This window comes from Microbispora sp. CSR-4 (genome assembly GCF_008033685.1).
Lineage (GTDB): Bacteria > Actinomycetota > Actinomycetes > Streptosporangiales > Streptosporangiaceae > Microbispora.
Map to the genome: position 1 here is coordinate 40,317 of NZ_VJVX01000033.1, position 15,475 is coordinate 55,791.

A 15,475-nucleotide genomic window follows, 5' to 3' on the forward strand; every position below is an offset into this window, starting at 1 on the left:
GTCCGAAAGGACGCGGCGACGCTACGCCATGCGTGGCCGTTCCCCCGAGCCTCCCAACAGATAGCTGAGCGTTTCTCCCGTGAGTGACTCCCGCCATCACGCCCCGGTTCCCGGATCTCCACAAGGCAACGACCCCGACGCCGAAGAGGCTCCCACCGGAGTGATAAGCCGCATCACCGGAGACTGGCCCGCTCCGGACGGCGGCGGCCTGCCGCGGCGGGAGCCGAAGACCACGGGTGGTCCGGAAGCGGAGCAGCACGGGCGTCACGAGAGCGGCTTTCGAGCGCCCGGCGACGAGAGCGCCGGTGAGAGGGGCCCGGGCAGCACGGGCAGCGCGGCGGGCAGCGCGACAGGCGCCGCCGAGACGGGGAACCCCGAAGGCCCCGCGCCGGCCGGTTCCGCACCCGCCGGGGCCTCGCCGTACGACAAGCCGCCGCTGCCGGTGCGCAAGCCGCGGAGCACCGGTGCCGCTCCCCTCGCCGCCCCGACTCCCACCGCCTCCACACCAAGCGCTTCGACACCGGGCACCTCCACACCGGGCACGTCCGCACCGGACGACAAGCCGCCCCTGCCCGTACGGAAGCCACGCCGGCCGGGCGCCTCCCGCATGGGCATGCCACCCGCGTCCGCCCCGCAGCCGGAGGGCTTCGACTACTTCTCCGCGGGCCGGGGCCCGGATCGCGCGGACACGGCTCGTCAGGGCGCGGAGCACGCCGCCTCGCCCATGGGCGCCGCCGACAGTCCCACGGCGTGGCCCCAGGCGTTCCCGGAGAACGGCCCCCGCAACCTCGCGGACGCGTTCCCCGGCGCCGCCCGGCGCTCGTCCGGACCACAGGCAGGCCCCGGAGCACAGGGTGGCCCAGACGCCCCCACGCCCCCCTTCGGCGAGCCCCCGGCCTTCCCCACCCCGGCCTTCGGCGCCGGGGCCGACACGGCGGGAACGCGCTTCGGCGGTTTCCCCGAACCTCCCGCTTTCCCCGAACCTCCCGGCTTCCCCGAACCTCCCGGCTTCCCCGAGCCCCCGCCGGCGGCCGCCGGCCGGACGGCGAACCCCTTCCTCGACACTCCCCCGTCCAGCACCGGCCCGGCCGGCACCGGCCCGTCCGGCGCGGGCCCGGCCGTGACCCCGGACGACCCCTTCGGCGCCGCGCCGTACGCGCCGGCCCCCGCGTGGCCGGGTCAGGGCGCCGACCCCGCCCAGTGGGACCCCTGGCGGCGCTCCCAGGACGGCTCAGGCGGCGCGAACGACCCCCGCCAGACCGGCCCGCTCGGCAAGCCGCTGCGCGCCCCGCTGCCCGCCTGGGCCGAGGCCGCGCCCGCCCGGCCGGACGACCCGTCCGCCCACGGCGCGAAGCGGCGTGACGGCGCGGAGGGCGAGCCCGCGCGGGAGCACGCGCCCCGGGCCAAGAAGCCGCGCGACCCCTACCTCGACAACGTGAAGTTCGTCGGCATCGCCCTGGTGCCGATCGGCCACTCGCTGGTCCCGACGCTGGCGGCCGACTCCTCGCGGGCGGCGTACCTGTTCATCTACGTCTTCCACATGCCGTTGTTCGTCATCGTCAGCGGTTACCTGTCCAGGAACTTCTGGAACTCCAACGCGAAGACCAACAAGCTCGTCGACACGTTCCTCGTACCGTACGTGATCGTCGAGCTGGGGTACGCCGTGCTGCGCACCGCCTTCGGGCACAAGTTCAGCATCACGATCACCGACCCCGCCTGGTTGAACTGGTATCTGCTCGCGCTGCTGTTCTGGCGGCTGTCCACACCCGTGTGGAAGCGGATGAAGTACCCGTTCATCATCTCGATCGTCGTATACCTGTTCGCCGGGTTCTCCCAGCTCTCCGGCGACTTCAGCATGGACCGCTTCTTCGGCCTCATGCCGTTCTTCGTCCTCGGTCTCGTGCTCAAGCCGGAGGTCTTCGACTTCCTCAAGAAGCGCTGGGTGATGGTGCTGTCGGCGTTCGTGCTGCTGGGCGCCGCGGCCGTGGCGATCTTCCTGGTGAAGAACTACTCGATCAAGCTCGGCCCGATCTACTACAAGAACAGCTACAAGACCCTCCACCTGGTCTGGTGGAAGGGCATGATGCTGCGGACGGCCCTGCTGGTGGCCGCGCTGGCCATGTCGGCGGCCGTGATGTCGCTGGTCCCCAAGCGCCAGACGTGGTTCACCGACCTCGGCACCCGCACGCTCTACTGCTACCTGCTGCACGGCGTGCCGGTGATGATCGCCAAGGAGATGGGCTGGCTCAGCTTCTCCTGGCTGCACGGCCCGCTCGGCGTGGCGGCCATCGCGTGCTCCTGCTTCGCGCTGGCCATCGTGCTGTGCCTGCCGATCACCCGTACGGCGTTCAAGTGGCTGCTCGAACCCCGGCTGACCTGGTTGTACCGGAGGCCGAGCGCGCGGCCGGCGCAGCCGGCGAGCACCGGAAGTTAAGCCGCATTTCGAGGAGCATTCACCCGGCACATCCGGTCATTTCGGACGGTGCGGTCAGCCTTCCTCCATGAGGGTATGCGTCGGCACGACAGTCCATCATCCCGAGGACGCCCGGATCACCCACCGGCAGATCCGGGCGCTGCTCGACTCCGGTCACGAGGTCACCTTCGTCGCGCCGTTCAGCCACTGCAACGTGACGCCGCGGCAGGGCATCCGGGCCGTCGACGTGCCGCGGGCCGTGGGCCTGCGCGGCGGCAAGGCGCTGCGGGCCGCCGCCTCCGCCCTGCGCACGGCGGCCCGAGACGCCGACCTGCTGCTCGTGCACGACATCGAGCTGCTGCTCGCGCTGCCGCGCCGCCGGCCTCCCACGGTCTGGGACGTCCACGAGGACACGATCGCGGCGCTCGGCGCCAAGACGTATCTGCCGGGGCCGGTGCGGAGCGTGCTGCCGCCGCTGATCCGCGCGATCGAGAGCCGGGCGGAGCGGCGGGTCCATCTCATGCTCGCCGAGGAGTCCTACCGTGCGCGCTTCCCCGGCGCGCATCCCGTCGTGCCCGACCACACGTACGTGCCGCCGGCGCCGCCCGCGCCGCCGGGGGACAACCGGATCGTCCACGTGGGCCACATCTCCCTCGCGCGCGGCGCGGCCGAGATGGTGGAGGTCGCCCGGCGGCTCCGGCCGTACGGCATCCGCCTCGACCTGATCGGGCCGGCCGACGCCGAGGTGCGTCCGATGCTGCGCGACGCGCAGCGCGCGGGGCTGCTCGACTGGTTCGGGTACGTCCCCAACAACCACGCGCTGCGGATGGCCGAGGGCGCCCTGGCCGGGCTGTCCCTGCTGCACGACGTGCCGAACCATCGCCACTCGATGCCCACGAAGATCATCGAATACATGGCCCGCGGCGTCCCCGTCGTGACGACCCCGCTGCCGATGGCGGCGTCCCTGGTGGAGCGGGCCGGCTGCGGGACGATCGTCCCGTTCGGCGAGGTCGGCGAGGTGGCCGACGCGGTCGTGCGGAGCGTGCTCCGCCTGCGCGAGGACGCCGAACGGCGTGCCGAGATGGGCGCCCGGGGCCACGCCGAGGCGCTGAACCACTACCACTGGCCCGCCGTGGCCGGCGAGTTCGTCGCCCTGCTGGAGCGGTGGGCCCAGGCCCCGGACACGGTCCCGGCCCTGAGCCCGAGCCGTACGGTCCCGGCCTGACCGCCCCTCATGCCGCGGGCCGGCCGGAGCCGGGTGGCGCGGACAGCAGGCGCAGCCCGGCGGCGGCGAGGCCGGCCGCCTGGGTGACCGCGCCCGCGACCTCGAACCACTCGGAGCCGGTAACGAGGCCGATCACGTGCAGCGGCGGCCACGCGACGACCCCCGCGGCGGCCCAGATCGGCACCACGCGGGCGCGGAGCAGGGCCAGCCCGAGCAGCAGCGTGCCGACGAGGTTGCCGAGCGCGAAGAGCGGAAACACCCAGACGACCGTCGGCTCGCTCTCGACGCCGTCGATGACCGCCGCGTAATCGGCGGCGTGATCCCCACGCTCGGCCATGACGACGTTGCCGATCCCGTTGAAGGCGATCGCGAAGTAGCAGATGTATCCCGCTGCCACGAGAACCGTGCCGAGGAACCCGAGCCTGCGGCTCCGGTCGCCGATGAGGCGCCTCGCGCCGAGCATGGCCGGCACCATGAGCAGGCTTCCCACCATGGCGGCGAGCGAGCCGAGGCGGTAGAGGCCGGGATGGGCCGACGCCAGGGCCAGTGCGTTCGCCCCGGTGCTGTCGTCTCCTCCCGCGCGGGTGGCCCAGGCGTAGGCGGCGTTGGCGACGACGAAGCCCAACGGCGCGGTGAACAACGCCAGGGCGAGCGGCAGATGACGAGTGCGCGGCGGCGTCATGTGCGGGACCGCAGAGCCGGGGCGAGGAACGCGACGCAGACGAGGGTCAGCACGACGCCGGCCGCGGCCGTCGCGATCGCCGGTGTGGGGACGTCGTCGACGAAGAACGCCGGCACCGCGGTGAGCCCCGACAGCAGCCTGGTGACGACCACGGCCACTACCGCGGCGCGGCTGCCGCGCCAGGCCAGCACGACGCCGACCACGGTGATCAGGCCGAGCACGCCGTCGAGGAGCGCCACCGCGAACGGCGGGTGCTCGCCGTCGCCCAGCGGCAGCGAGACCACGTCGACGAGACCGAACAGGCCGGCCAGGACCAGGCCTGTGACGAGGAGAACCGAGCGTTTCACCATGCCTCCTGAGATGCGGATCGGATACCGATGTCCGCAGTGTGAGCGCACCGGCCCCGCCGGCGGATCCGGGCTATCCCTGGCCGGATCTCCGTGCTGGCACGCATTCACTCCGGCCGCCTCGCGGCCTGCGGTGTGCTCTCGCGGCACTCCCCCGCCTGCTCACGTACGCCCCGGGTGCTGCCGCTGCCGCAGGCGACGCAACGGCGGCGCTGAACGGCACGGCGCTTGCGATCGGCTGCCCGGCATGGAGGACGACCACCGCCGCGTGCTCGCCGTCCTGCTCTACCTCGGCAGTTCCCGCACCTGCCGCAGGCGCCGGTCGAGGAACGCCCGCTCGGAGGCGTTCCGCGTGCGTGTGATCGCCGCCTCGTACGCCCGCGCGGCCTCCCCGGCCCGGCCGAGCCGCCGCAGCAGGTCGGCCCTGACGGCGTGGAACAGGTGGTAGCCGTCCAGGTCGAGATCGTCCACGAGGGCGAGCGCGGCCTGCGGCCCGTCCACCTCGGCCACCGCGACGGCGCGGTTGAGGGCGACGACCGGGTTGGGGGCGAGGGCGAGCAGGTGGTCGTACAGGCTCAGGATCTGCCGCCAGTCCGTGGCGGCGGCGACCGGCGCGTCGGCGTGGACGGCGTTGATCGCCGCCTGGATCTGGTAGTGTCCCGGCCTGCCGCGCCGCAGGCACGCCCGCACGATGCCCTGGCCCTCGGAGACGAGCGCGTGGTCCCACCGGCCGCGATCCTGCTCCGGCAGCGGCACCAGGTCGCCGGCCGGGGTGGTGCGGGCGTCGCGGCGGGCGTGGACGAGCAGCATGAGCGCGAGCAGCCCCATGACCTCCGGCTCGTCGGGCATCAGCGCGGCCAGCAGGCGGCCGAGCCTGATGGCCTCCGCGCACAGGTCCTCGCGGGCCAGCCGGTCGCCCGCGCTCGCCGTGTGCCCTTCGTTGAAGATCAGATAGACGACGGCGAGCACTGCCCGGAGGCGGTCGGGCAGGTCGGCCTCGCGCGGGACGCGGTACGGGATCCCCGCGTCGCGGATCTTGGCCTTCGCCCGCACCAGCCGCTGGGCCATGGTCGGCTCGGGGACCAGGAACGCCCGCGCGATCTCGGCCGTGGTGAGGCCGCCGAGCAGGCGCAGCGTCAGCGCGACCCGGGCGGCCGGGGCGAGCGCGGGATGGCAGCAGGTGAAGATCAGACGGAGCCGGTCGTCGTGCACGGGACCCTCCTCGTCGGCCGGTTCGCCGCCCGCGTCGCCCGGGGCGTGCAGCAGGGCCGCCCACGCCTGCTTGTCCGCACGCCGGGACTCCCGCCGGTGGCGGTCGATCACCCGGTTGCGGGCGGTCGTGATGATCCAGCCGGCCGGGCTGGGCGGCGGCCCGTCGCGCGGCCAGCGCCGCACCGCCTCGGCGAACGCGTCCTGCACCGCCTCCTCCGCGACGTCGATGTCGCCGAAGTGGCGGACCAGGACCGCGACGGCCCGGCCGTACTCCTCGCGGAACACCCGCTCGATGTCGAGGTCCCTATCGCCGGTCGTCATCGCCCTCCACGATGCCCGCGAACGGGCGCACCTCGACCGGGAGCGTGGTCGCACGGGCGAGCCTGCGCCCCCATTCGAGCGCCGCGTCGAGGTCGGGCGCCTTGATGATCGTCAGCCCGCCGACGTGCTCCTTGCCCTCGGCGTACGGGCCGTCGGTGACGAGCTCCTCACCATCGCGCACCCGCACCACCGTCGCCGTGCCCGGATCGTGCAGCCCGCCGGAGAAGACCCATGCCCCCGCGGCGCGCAGATCCTCATTGAGGACCGCCAGATCCCGCATGATCGGCTCCAGGACCTCCGGCGGGGGCGCGTCGCCGTCGGGCTGCTGGATGCTGAGCAGATAGTGCCTCATGGCCTCGTCCACCTCCTCGGTGAGGCCCGCCTGATGCGGGCCCGTTCACCTTCTACACGACCGGCCACCCCCCGAATCGACACCAGGACTGGCACAACCTTGCCGCCGTACGGCTGTCGCCCGGCCGCCCGGCTTGCTGTACTGGGAGCATGGCAAGCCATCTCGTCCAGGGTCGCAGGGTCGAGACGCCGGTGGAGGTCCGCGACGCGTCGGTCTGCGTCGCCGCCTACCTCGTGCGGGCCGACGCGGCCCGCGCGGTCCTCGCGTACTCCAGGATGGACGTCACCGAGGTTCTGCCGGGCAAGGCCCTGTGCTCGCTGGTGTTCGTCCGCTACCACGACTCCGATCTCGGCTCCTACAACGAGTTCGGGGTCACCTTCCTCGTACGGCCGGACGGCTCGGGCCCGCCGCCGAGGCCCGGGCTCCTGGCCGGGCTGAAAGACCTGCGCGGGGCGGGATCGGGCGCCTTCGTCCACTGGCTGCCGGTCGACCAGGCGTTCACGCTGGAGGCCGGACGGGTCATCTGGGGCTTCCCCAAGGAGCTGGCCGACGTGGACCTGCGACTCCGCTCGCCGTACAAGCGGTGCCTGCTGCGCAGGGACGGCCGGATGGTCGTCGACCTGCTGCTCAGGCCCGGCATCGCGGCGACGCCCGTGCCCCTGCTCGGCGAGGCCCTGCCCGTGCCGGACGCCTACGCCCCCCGGGACGGGGTCACCCGCCGCATCCCCTGGACGGCCCGGGCCCGGGGGGTGCGCTGGCGGCCGGGCGGCGCGCTCATCCGCCTGGGCAACCACCCCATCGCCAAGGAGCTGAGCGAGCTCGGCCTGCCCCGGCGGGCCCTGATGACGGCCACCGCCGAGCACGTGTCGATGACCTTCCAGGAGCCCGGACCGGCGTGACGCCCGAGGTCACTCGCCCTGACGCCGGCCGTCCGCCTCGGCCTGTGCCCCCTTGGTCTGTGCCCCCTTGGTCTGTGCCCCCTCGGTCCGTGCCCCCTCTGCTTGGGGCGCCTCGCCGTGTGACGGCTGATGATCGCAGGAGCGCCGGTCCCGGGCGGCGGCGTCCGCGAGCGCCGGCAGCTGGGCCGCCAGCCGGTCGACCTTCTCGTTCAACGCCCTGATCTCGTTCATGACCGCGATGTGCTGCTGCAGCTCCAGCTCCTGGTCATCCTTCCAGCGCTGGGCGTTCACCTCCGCCTCCATCGCGGAGACGATCACACCGATGAGCAGGTTGAGCACGAAGAACGCCGTGATCACGATGAACGTGGCGAAGAAGATCCACGCGAGCGGCTCCTTCGTCATCACGTCCTCGGCCACCTCCGGCCAGCCCTCGACCGTGAGCACCGTGAACATCGTGAACAGCGACCGCCCGAGGTCGCCGAAGTAGCGCGGGGCCACTTCGTGGAAGAGCTGCTCACCGATCACGGACGCCGTGTAGAGCGACAGCAGCAGGAGGACCACGGCGGAGGCCAGCCCCGGCAGCGCCGCGAACAGCGCCGAGACGACCCGCCGCATGCCCGGCACGACGGAGATCAGCCGCAGGACCCGCAGGAACCGGAAGAGCCGCAGGATCGACACCGACTCCGAGGCCGGCACGAGGGCCATCCCGACGATGACCAGGTCGAACCAGTTCCACGGGTCGCGGAAGAACGCCTTTCCGTGTACGGCGATCCGCAGGATGATCTCGACGACGAAAACGGCGAGGATGGCCCGGTCGATCACGAGGAAGGCCGTGGCGTATCGGTCGGCCAGCTCGTGCGAGGTCTCCAGCCCGAGCGAGAGCCCGTTCAGCGCGATGACGGCGATGACCGCACGTTGGAAGACCGGAGAGTCGATGAAGACACGGAGCCGCTCGCGCTGGAAGGGCAATCCCACACTCCAAGATCAGACAGCGTGACCGCCCGAAATCCTACAGTTTGCCCCTGACCTCCGTTCCCAGGGAGGGTCGGTAGCGCCATGCACCCTGCTTTGATCGACTTTGTGCGGTGCCGTGCTCCGGGCATAGAGGCCGGGGGCGCTACCGTCGGAGAGCAGTCGAGGGAAAGGTGGCCATGAAGCCCGCAGACCCGTCCGTTCCGCCCGTCCGCCGTCTTGGTCTCGCGGACGTGCCGCACTGCCTCGACCTGGCGCAGGACCGCTCCTGGCCGAGGGAGGAGCGCAAGTGGCGGCTCCTGCTGGAGAACGGCGAGGGCTTCGGCATCGACGCCCCGGACGGCCGCGGGCTGGCGGGAACGGCCGTCCTCACCCGGTATGGCACGACGGCCGCCGCGGTCGGCATGATGCTGGTGGCCTCCCGCTATGGCGGGCGAGGGCTGGGACGCCGTCTCCTGGAGCACGTCCTGGCGGAGGCCGGCGACGCGACCGTGTTCCTGTGCGCGACGGAGTATGGCAGGCCACTGTACGAGAAGCTGGGCTTCGAGACGGTCGGCGTGGTCGAGGCCCGGGTCGGCCGCTTCCACGCCGGCGACGGCCCGTACGGCGAGGCGGACCCCGGCCGGAACGCGACCCGGCTCGCCGAGCCCGGGCGGGACCTGGCCGCGCTGTGCGCTCTGGACGTCAAGGTCTTCGGGGCCGACCGATCGCGCCTGCTGGCCCGCCTGTTCGCCTTCGCCGAGCAGGTCAGGGTCGCCGAGCGGGACGGTGAGATCACCGGCTACGGGGCGGCCTGGCGGAGCGGCGACCGATTGTTCGTCGGGCCGGTCGTCGCGGAGGACGACGCGACCGTCCGGGCCCTGGTCACCGGCCTGGCCCGGGGCGCGGACGTCCGGATCAGGCTCGACCTCCACCGCCGTCACGAAGAGCTGGTCTCGTGGTTCGACGGGCACGGCCTGGCGCGGTCCTCCACGACGTCCTTCATGGTCCACGGCGGCCGGCCGCTCCCCGGCGACCGGTCCCGTCTCGTCGCCTCGTTCATGTCGGCGCTCGGCTGAGCGCGAGAGGCCGCGCGCGAGAGGCCGGGCGCCGGGACGTTGGGGACCCGGCCGCTCGTCCGGATCTAGACGATGGGCGGGCGGCCGAGCCGCAGCATGCGCCAGGCGGTGCGCCAGGCCATGGGACGGCGCTCGCCCGCCGGCTCGCGCAGCCCCTCGAAGAAGCCGCGGAACCACGCCTTGATCGCGGGCATCGAGCGCTCGCGTAGGAGTGTGAGCACGACCCAGTTGAGCAGGTAGAACATCGCCAGCGGCCACGGCAGGTTGCGCCGGGCCAGCCAGACTCGGTTGCGGGCGTTCAGCCGGTAGAAGTCCGTGTGCCGCGACGGCAGCACCAGCGGGTGGTACATGACCGGCTCGGCGTCGTATTCGATGCGGTAGCCCTCGCCCAGCAGGCGCCAGGCGAGGTCGGTCTCCTCGTGGGCGTAGAAGAACTTCTCCGGCAACCCGCCGACCTGGAGGAACGCCGACTTGCGGATCGCGCAGGCGCCGCCGAGGAAGGTCGTCACCGGCGACGACCGCTCGGGGTCGCCGGCCCGCAGGCGGGGCACGTGCCGACGCTGCACGGAGCCGCCCTCGGGGTCCATCACCCGGAAGCTGATCACGGCGAGGTCGGGCTCGTGCGTGAACCGCTCGCGGACGTGCGCGGCGACCTTGGAGTTGGCATACCAGCCGTCGTCGTCCAGGAACAGGACGATGTCACCCGAGCACTCCTGCACGCCGCGGTTGCGCCCCTCGGGGATGCCCGCGTTGCGCTCCAGCCGTACGGTCTTGATCGTCGCGGCGGTGCCGGGCAGCGGCCGGGCGGTCAGCTGCGGGACGTCCGCGCCGTTGCCGACGATGACCACCTCGATGTCGCCGTCGGTCTGGGTGAGCGCGGACTCCACCGCCCGGTCGAGCTCGGCGATCCTGTTGCCCATGGTGAGGATGACACAGGAGATTTTCACCGCGTCACTGCCTCGACATGGGGCGCACTACACACGACTTCATGATCACCGAGTCTGTATGGCCGGGCAATCCGGAATCTGCCTGGTTTACCTTCGGACAAGGGTATCGGAACTGACACCAAACCCCTACCCAACCGTGAATGTACGGCCTGACAGCACGCCACGCGGGACTCGACGCGCTCATGAGAGCCGCCGGGAGGCGAGGATGCTGACCAGGTGCAGCACGAGCTGGACCACCGCGATGATCACGCAGGCGACCACGAGGATGCGGGTGGCGGAGAACCAGTTGTCGAGCACCGCCGCGACCACGACGATCAGCGACAGTTCGACGGCCTGGATCACCCGGTGGAACCGCAGCGCCGCCGCGGCCCTGCGGGCCAGCGCGAGCCGGGGCGAGGTGAACTGCTGCGCCGCCGCCTCGGTGGTCGCCACCAGGCCCGACCGGGCGCGGGCGACGTCGACCAGGTCGGTCTCCGACTTGATCAGGATCGCGCCGAGCGCCGCCGCCACGCCCATCACCGTGTACCAGTCGGGCAGGGTCTCCGACGCCCGGAAGCCCAGCCCGATCAGCAGGGCCGCCTCGGCGAAGTAGTGCCCGACCCGGTCGAGGTAGACCCCGGTGATCGAGGTGCGGCCGGTCCAGCGGGCCAGCTCCCCGTCCGAGCAGTCGAGCAGCAGGTAGACCTGGATGAGCAGGGCCGCGCCCAGTGCCGCCCAGAAGCCCGGGATGGCGAGCACGGCGCCCGACGCCACCCCGCACAGGATCATCAGGCCGGTGACCTGGTTGGGCGAGATGGGGGTCTTGGCCAGCAGCCAGGTGGCGTAGATGGACAGGCGCCGCATGTACAGCAGGCCGGCCCAGTGCTCGCCGCTGCGGCGGTCCATGGTGGTCTGCGGCTGGGCGACCGCGCGAAGCTCAGCGACCGACGGCGCGGACATAGTCCTCAACTCTCCCCCGGACCTCGTGCTCCGACAGCCGGAGGTGCTCAAGGATGGTGTAGCGGCCGGGCCGCGTGCTCGGGGCGAGCATCACTGCCTCGGTGAACTGTTCGTGCGTCAGGCCGACGTCGCCGGGGGCGACGGGCAGGTTGTGCTGCCGCAGGCAGCCGACGACCTGGCCGAGCCGGTGGGAGTCCTCCCGGAGGAAGAAGCAGAAGGCCGCGCCGATCCCGGCCAGCTCGCCGTGGTTGGCGGTCCCAGGGAAAAGCTGGTCCACGGCATGCATGATCTCATGATCTCCGCCGCTCGCCGGACGGCTTGACCCGGCGATGACCATCGACATGCCCGACATGATCAGCGCCTCGGCCAGCACGGTCAGGAACGCGTCCGACTCGATGGAGTCCGCCCGGCCCAGCACCGCCTCGGCCGCCGTACGGGCCATGGAGATCGCCACCCCGTCGACGGGCTCGCCGCGCTCGGTCCGGCCGAGCTGCCAGTCCTCGATCGCCGACAGGTTGCTCACCACGTCGCCGACACCGGCTCGTACGAGGGACTGCGGCGCGTCGTGCACGAAGTCGAGGTCCACCATGATCGCCAGCGGCATCGGCACGCCGAACGACGGCTTGCCCCCGTCGTGGACGAGGGAGGCCACCGGCGAGCAGATGCCGTCGTGCGAGAGGTTGGTCGCCACCGCGACCATCGGGATCCCGGCCAGCGAGGCGGCGTACTTCGTGGCGTCGATCGTCTTGCCACCGCCGATCCCGACGACGGCCTCGAACGCTCCCTTGCGCAGGTCCGCGCCGAGTGCGATGGCGGCGTCGACCGTGCCGTCGGCGACCCGGAAGACCTTGGCGTCACCGAGCGAGGGCGCGATGACCTCGGTGATCCGGTCCCCCTGGTTCGGGCCGACCGCGACCGCCACCTGCCCGGACGTGGCCACCCGGCTGTCGGCCAGCAGGGTCCCGAGCTGCGCGATCGCGCCCCGCCGCACCTCCATCGAGAGGGGAGCGGGAAGCATCCTTGCCAGAATCGGCATGCGAACTCCTCACAAGACCGCGGAAATCAGTAACGGCACGCGATCTCACGGGCTTTCGCGAGGTCGTCGTGGTTGTCCACCTCGACCCACTCGACCTTGCCGATCGGGGCGACGGCGATCTTCTCGCCGCGCTCGACCATCTCCTGGTAGCCGTCCTCGTAATAGAGCTGCGGGTCGCGCTCGAACGTGGCCTTCAGCGCGTCGGCGAGCCGCTCGGCCGCGCCCGGCCGGATGAGCGTGGCGCCGATGTACTCGCCGTACGCGTCGGCCGGGTCCATGAGCTTGGTGATCCGCTTCAGCCGGCCGTCCTCCAGGGTCACCTTCATCTCCTCGTCCGCCAGCGACTTCACATCGTCGACGGCGAGCAGGATGTCGGAGGTGTTCTCTGCGGCCAGCAGGGTCCGCTCCACCGACACCGGGTGGACGGTGTCGCCGTTGACCAGCAGCGCGCCCTGGGAGAAGTAGTCGCGGGCGCACCACAGCGAATAGGCGTTGTTCCACTCCTCGGCCTTGTCATTGTGGACAAGCGTGAGCTTCACCCCGTGGCGCCGCTCCAGGTCGGCCTGCCGTTCCCGTACGGCCTGGGCCTGGTAGCCGACGATCACCACGACCTCGCGGAGGTCCACGGCCGCCAGGTTGCGCAGAGCGATGTCGAGGATCGTGGTCTCACCGTCGACCGGCACCAGCGCCTTCGGCAGCGTGTCGGTGTACGGCCGCAGGCGACGTCCGGCCCCGGCGGCCAGCACCATTCCGAGCAATTTCCCGCACTCCTTGAGGTCGAGCGTCAGACAGTAACCCCAAAGGTTAGTTGGCTCGGCACCCCGATTGGGTAATCCACCGTTGGTCTGACGTTAATCCTGGGCCGCCGGTTCCACCGCCTCGTCGGGAGTGCGGGGTGCGGCGAGCCAGCAGGTCACGCTCTCCCAGGCGAACAGGCACCACAGGTAGAGCGCCAGCAGGACGAACACGACGGGCACCAGGCCGAGCAGGCCGCCCAGGGCGACGACCAGCATCCGGCCGTCCCAGCCGAGCCCCGCCGTCGCCAGCCACGGCGGCGGATACACGTGCTGGCGCAGCCGATAGACCGTGTCGTAGTGATGGAATGCCAGCGCGCCGAGCAGCGCGACGATGATCACCGGCGGCACGGAGCGGGCGAATCCGGCCGAGGCGATGAAGCCATACTCGGTCAGCCGCAGGATCGGGGGCGCCAGCCAGTCGAGCCGACCGTCGTGCCGGTGGGCGCTGCCCGCCCCGGCCAGCAGCAGCGCCACCGCCGGGGCGAAGACCGCGAAGTCGTCGGCCCCGGCGATGCCGAGCACGAGCAGCACGGCGGTCACGAAGGCCCCCGCGATCGCGGGCGGCAGCGGCGGGAGCTGCCCGGCCACGAGCAGCCCCATCGCCTTCGACAGCGGGCCGTCGTCACGGTTGGCCACCACGACGCTGCGCGGCACCGGCGTCATGTGCACGGAGATCGCGCCCCGCGTCTTCCCGCCCGCCTCCCGGGGCCGACGGCTCATGCGAACGACCTCGCCATCCGCCCGGCGGCCGTGTAGGCGAGGGCCACCGCGCCCCAGCCAAGCAGCGCGAGGAACGTCACCCGCGCGTCGAACAGCGCGGCGGTCACCGAGATCAGCGCCATGCGCTCCCCAATCGGCAGGACGATCATCTTCTTCGCCCAGTAGGCCACGCCCCGCGCGCCGCTCAGCGCGTCGAGCCGCCGCGACAGCGCCAGCACCGATCCGGTGCCCTTCGCGGCGGCCGCGGCGGGCGCCTCGTCCCAGGGCACCGCCATCGAACGCGGGGCCGCCGCCCGCAGCCCGGCCGCCCTGGCCCGGTCGGCCACCGCGCCCGCGTAGGAGAAGTCGACCATGTGGCGGACCGTCTGGAGGATCATCGTGCCCACCGCCAGGGCCCAGATCTCCCACGGCTCCCGGGACGCCGACACGTATCCGGCCGCGAGGCCGACGTACACCAGGTATTCCTTGAACCGGTCGCTGATCGCGTCGAGCCAGCTCCCGAGCGGGGAGAAGCGGCGCGTGTATCGGGCGAGCTGCCCGTCCAGGCAGTCGAGCACGAACGACAGGTAGAGCGCGACGGCGCCGACGACGAGCCCCGCCCTGCCGCCGTCGGAGAACCAGATCGCGGCGATGGCGGCGAAGGCGACCGAGATGCCGGTGACCGTGTTCGGAGTCAGGCCGAGACGGGCGGCCGGGCGGATGAGGTGACGCGACCACGAGCTGACGCAGAAGGTGGTGAAGAAGCCGTCGCCGCTCTTCACCGCGGCGTCGAGCCGGGCCTGCGCCTCGTCGACGTCGGCAAGCTCGCGCACCGCGCGCTCGGCGGCCGGGCGTGTGCCGACCCGCCCGCAGTGCAGGGTGTTCAGCGTGACGGCGTGCACCTGCACGCCCGCCCGCACCAGGCCCGTGAGCAGCAGCTCCGGGACCTCGCCGTCGCCGACCCGCCCGAGGTGGCGGCGCTGGGCCAGGTCGGCCAGGTCCTCGGCGATGTCGGCCAGCCCGGCCAGGTGGGCCTCGCCGACCTGGAGGACGCCGCGGAAGGTGCCGTTGGCCCACTCGACCTCGTGGAAGGACGTGCCCGCCGACACGACGCGGCCCCACTCGGTCCGTACGGGCGGACGCAGCGGGGCCGGGTCGCCACTGGCGACGAGCGCGCCGGTCGGGCGCGCGGGATGTTCGAGCAGCAGCGACAGCGCCTCGGTGTGCGCGACCAGGTCGGCGGCCAGCACGGCGACCGGGGAGGTCGAGGCGCGGGCCGTCTTGGCCACGATCCGCAGGTCCTCGGCGAGCCCGTCGCTGACGCAGATCTGGTGGCGTGGGCCGCCCTCGGCGCTCTTCTCCCACTCTCCGGCCTGGGCGTCCTGGCTCCGGACCACGACCAGCACCTCGCGGACCGGCAGCGTGAGGAGCTGGGCGATGAGCCGCTCCAGGAGGCTGCCCTCGGATCGGGCGCCGTCCGACCAGGGCAGCCCGGCGGCCGGCGAGGTCGCGAGGACGACCGCCACCGTTTCTGTGTCCCGTGACGTACCGGGCTTGCTCGGATCCGCCCCCATAT

15 protein-coding genes are annotated in these 15,475 nt (G+C 72.3%); 4 read left to right on the forward strand and 11 right to left on the reverse strand.

Features of this window, described 5'->3' with window-relative positions:
• Nucleotides 1-79: 79 nt before the first annotated feature.
• Both FLV34_RS23340 and FLV34_RS23345 read left to right on the forward strand, forming a co-directional pair.
• Nucleotides 80-2,434 carry an acyltransferase family protein gene (locus FLV34_RS23340; RefSeq protein WP_147944053.1) on the forward strand — a complete coding sequence of 785 codons (2,355 nt, stop codon included), beginning with the start codon at nt 80-82 and terminating at the stop codon, nt 2,432-2,434.
• Nucleotides 2,435-2,501: 67 nt separating this feature from the next.
• Nucleotides 2,502-3,638: a glycosyltransferase gene (locus FLV34_RS23345; RefSeq protein WP_147944054.1), complete on the forward strand. Its 1,137-nt coding sequence runs from the start codon at nt 2,502-2,504 to the stop codon at nt 3,636-3,638.
• 7 nt (nt 3,639-3,645) lie between these two features.
• On the opposite strand, the gene FLV34_RS23350 is transcribed toward FLV34_RS23345, so the two are convergent.
• The 4 genes from FLV34_RS23350 to FLV34_RS23365 all read right to left on the reverse strand — a co-directional run bounded on the left by FLV34_RS23350 (nt 3,646) and on the right by FLV34_RS23365 (nt 6,552).
• Nucleotides 3,646-4,320, reverse strand: a complete 675-nt coding sequence (locus tag FLV34_RS23350) for a hypothetical protein (RefSeq protein ID WP_142646369.1) — start codon at nt 4,318-4,320, stop codon at nt 3,646-3,648.
• The gene (locus tag FLV34_RS23355; RefSeq protein ID WP_147944055.1) at nt 4,317-4,670 is read right to left on the reverse strand and encodes a hypothetical protein; all 354 of its coding nucleotides are present in this window, start codon (nt 4,668-4,670) and stop codon (nt 4,317-4,319) included. Before FLV34_RS23355 ends, FLV34_RS23350 begins: the two co-directional genes overlap by 4 nt.
• 282 nt (nt 4,671-4,952) lie before the next feature.
• Nucleotides 4,953-6,200, reverse strand: coding sequence for an RNA polymerase sigma factor (locus FLV34_RS23360; protein WP_142646373.1), 1,248 nt, complete (start codon nt 6,198-6,200; stop codon nt 4,953-4,955).
• A complete protein-coding gene (locus FLV34_RS23365) occupies nt 6,184-6,552 on the reverse strand; it encodes a YciI family protein (RefSeq protein ID WP_142646735.1) in 369 nt (122 codons plus the stop codon). Before FLV34_RS23365 ends, FLV34_RS23360 begins: the two co-directional genes overlap by 17 nt.
• A 149-nt stretch (nt 6,553-6,701) precedes the next feature.
• On the opposite strand from FLV34_RS23365, the gene FLV34_RS23370 reads away from it, so the two are divergent.
• Nucleotides 6,702-7,451, forward strand: a complete 750-nt coding sequence (locus FLV34_RS23370) for an acetoacetate decarboxylase family protein (RefSeq protein WP_147944056.1) — start codon at nt 6,702-6,704, stop codon at nt 7,449-7,451.
• 9 nt (nt 7,452-7,460) lie between these two features.
• On the opposite strand, the gene FLV34_RS23375 is transcribed toward FLV34_RS23370, so the two are convergent.
• Nucleotides 7,461-8,426, reverse strand: coding sequence for an ion transporter (locus FLV34_RS23375; RefSeq protein ID WP_222709594.1), 966 nt, complete (start codon nt 8,424-8,426; stop codon nt 7,461-7,463).
• A 176-nt stretch (nt 8,427-8,602) separates the two neighbouring features.
• Here FLV34_RS23375 and FLV34_RS23380 point away from each other — a divergent pair, with 176 nt between their 5' ends.
• On the forward strand, nt 8,603-9,481 hold the full coding sequence (locus tag FLV34_RS23380; protein ID WP_147944057.1) for a GNAT family N-acetyltransferase: 879 nt from the start codon (nt 8,603-8,605) through the stop codon (nt 9,479-9,481).
• A 65-nt stretch (nt 9,482-9,546) separates the two neighbouring features.
• Here FLV34_RS23380 and FLV34_RS23385 read toward each other — a convergent pair whose 3' ends face one another.
• The 6 genes from FLV34_RS23385 to FLV34_RS23410 form a co-directional block, all read right to left on the reverse strand.
• Nucleotides 9,547-10,428: a glycosyltransferase family 2 protein gene (locus FLV34_RS23385; protein ID WP_142646379.1), complete on the reverse strand. Its 882-nt coding sequence runs from the start codon at nt 10,426-10,428 to the stop codon at nt 9,547-9,549.
• Between the two features lie 180 nt (nt 10,429-10,608).
• The gene (locus tag FLV34_RS23390) at nt 10,609-11,367 is read right to left on the reverse strand and encodes a CDP-alcohol phosphatidyltransferase family protein (protein WP_142646381.1); all 759 of its coding nucleotides are present in this window, start codon (nt 11,365-11,367) and stop codon (nt 10,609-10,611) included.
• Entirely contained in the window at nt 11,345-12,385 is a 1,041-nt protein-coding gene (locus FLV34_RS23395) for an iron-containing alcohol dehydrogenase family protein (protein ID WP_168065758.1), read from the reverse strand. The genes FLV34_RS23390 and FLV34_RS23395 overlap by 23 nt, the downstream gene beginning before the upstream one ends.
• Before the next feature lie 44 nt (nt 12,386-12,429).
• Complete coding sequence (locus tag FLV34_RS23400) at nt 12,430-13,161, reverse strand: sugar phosphate nucleotidyltransferase (protein WP_142622796.1); 732 nt, start codon at nt 13,159-13,161, stop codon at nt 12,430-12,432.
• Nucleotides 13,162-13,254: 93 nt separating this feature from the next.
• Complete coding sequence (locus tag FLV34_RS23405; RefSeq protein WP_142646385.1) at nt 13,255-13,920, reverse strand: DUF5941 domain-containing protein; 666 nt, start codon at nt 13,918-13,920, stop codon at nt 13,255-13,257.
• Complete coding sequence (locus FLV34_RS23410; RefSeq protein ID WP_260617161.1) at nt 13,917-15,425, reverse strand: CDP-alcohol phosphatidyltransferase family protein; 1,509 nt, start codon at nt 15,423-15,425, stop codon at nt 13,917-13,919. Before FLV34_RS23410 ends, FLV34_RS23405 begins: the two co-directional genes overlap by 4 nt.
• Nucleotides 15,426-15,475: the final 50 nt, after the last annotated feature.

Bases quoted from the DNA above. Each gene is read 5' to 3' on its own strand.
- FLV34_RS23345 (WP_147944054.1), top strand. From the start codon at position 2,502: ATGAGGGTATGCGTCGGCACGACAGTCCATCATCCCGAGGACGCCCGG.
- FLV34_RS23350 (WP_142646369.1), bottom strand. From the start codon at position 4,320: ATGACGCCGCCGCGCACTCGTCATCTGCCGCTCGCCCTGGCGTTGTTC.
- FLV34_RS23355 (WP_147944055.1), bottom strand. From the start codon at position 4,670: ATGGTGAAACGCTCGGTTCTCCTCGTCACAGGCCTGGTCCTGGCCGGC.
- FLV34_RS23360 (WP_142646373.1), bottom strand. From the start codon at position 6,200: ATGACGACCGGCGATAGGGACCTCGACATCGAGCGGGTGTTCCGCGAG.
- FLV34_RS23365 (WP_142646735.1), bottom strand. From the start codon at position 6,552: ATGAGGCACTATCTGCTCAGCATCCAGCAGCCCGACGGCGACGCGCCC.
- FLV34_RS23370 (WP_147944056.1), top strand. From the start codon at position 6,702: ATGGCAAGCCATCTCGTCCAGGGTCGCAGGGTCGAGACGCCGGTGGAG.
- FLV34_RS23380 (WP_147944057.1), top strand. From the start codon at position 8,603: ATGAAGCCCGCAGACCCGTCCGTTCCGCCCGTCCGCCGTCTTGGTCTC.
- FLV34_RS23390 (WP_142646381.1), bottom strand. From the start codon at position 11,367: ATGTCCGCGCCGTCGGTCGCTGAGCTTCGCGCGGTCGCCCAGCCGCAG.
- FLV34_RS23395 (WP_168065758.1), bottom strand. From the start codon at position 12,385: ATGCTTCCCGCTCCCCTCTCGATGGAGGTGCGGCGGGGCGCGATCGCG.
- FLV34_RS23405 (WP_142646385.1), bottom strand. From the start codon at position 13,920: ATGAGCCGTCGGCCCCGGGAGGCGGGCGGGAAGACGCGGGGCGCGATC.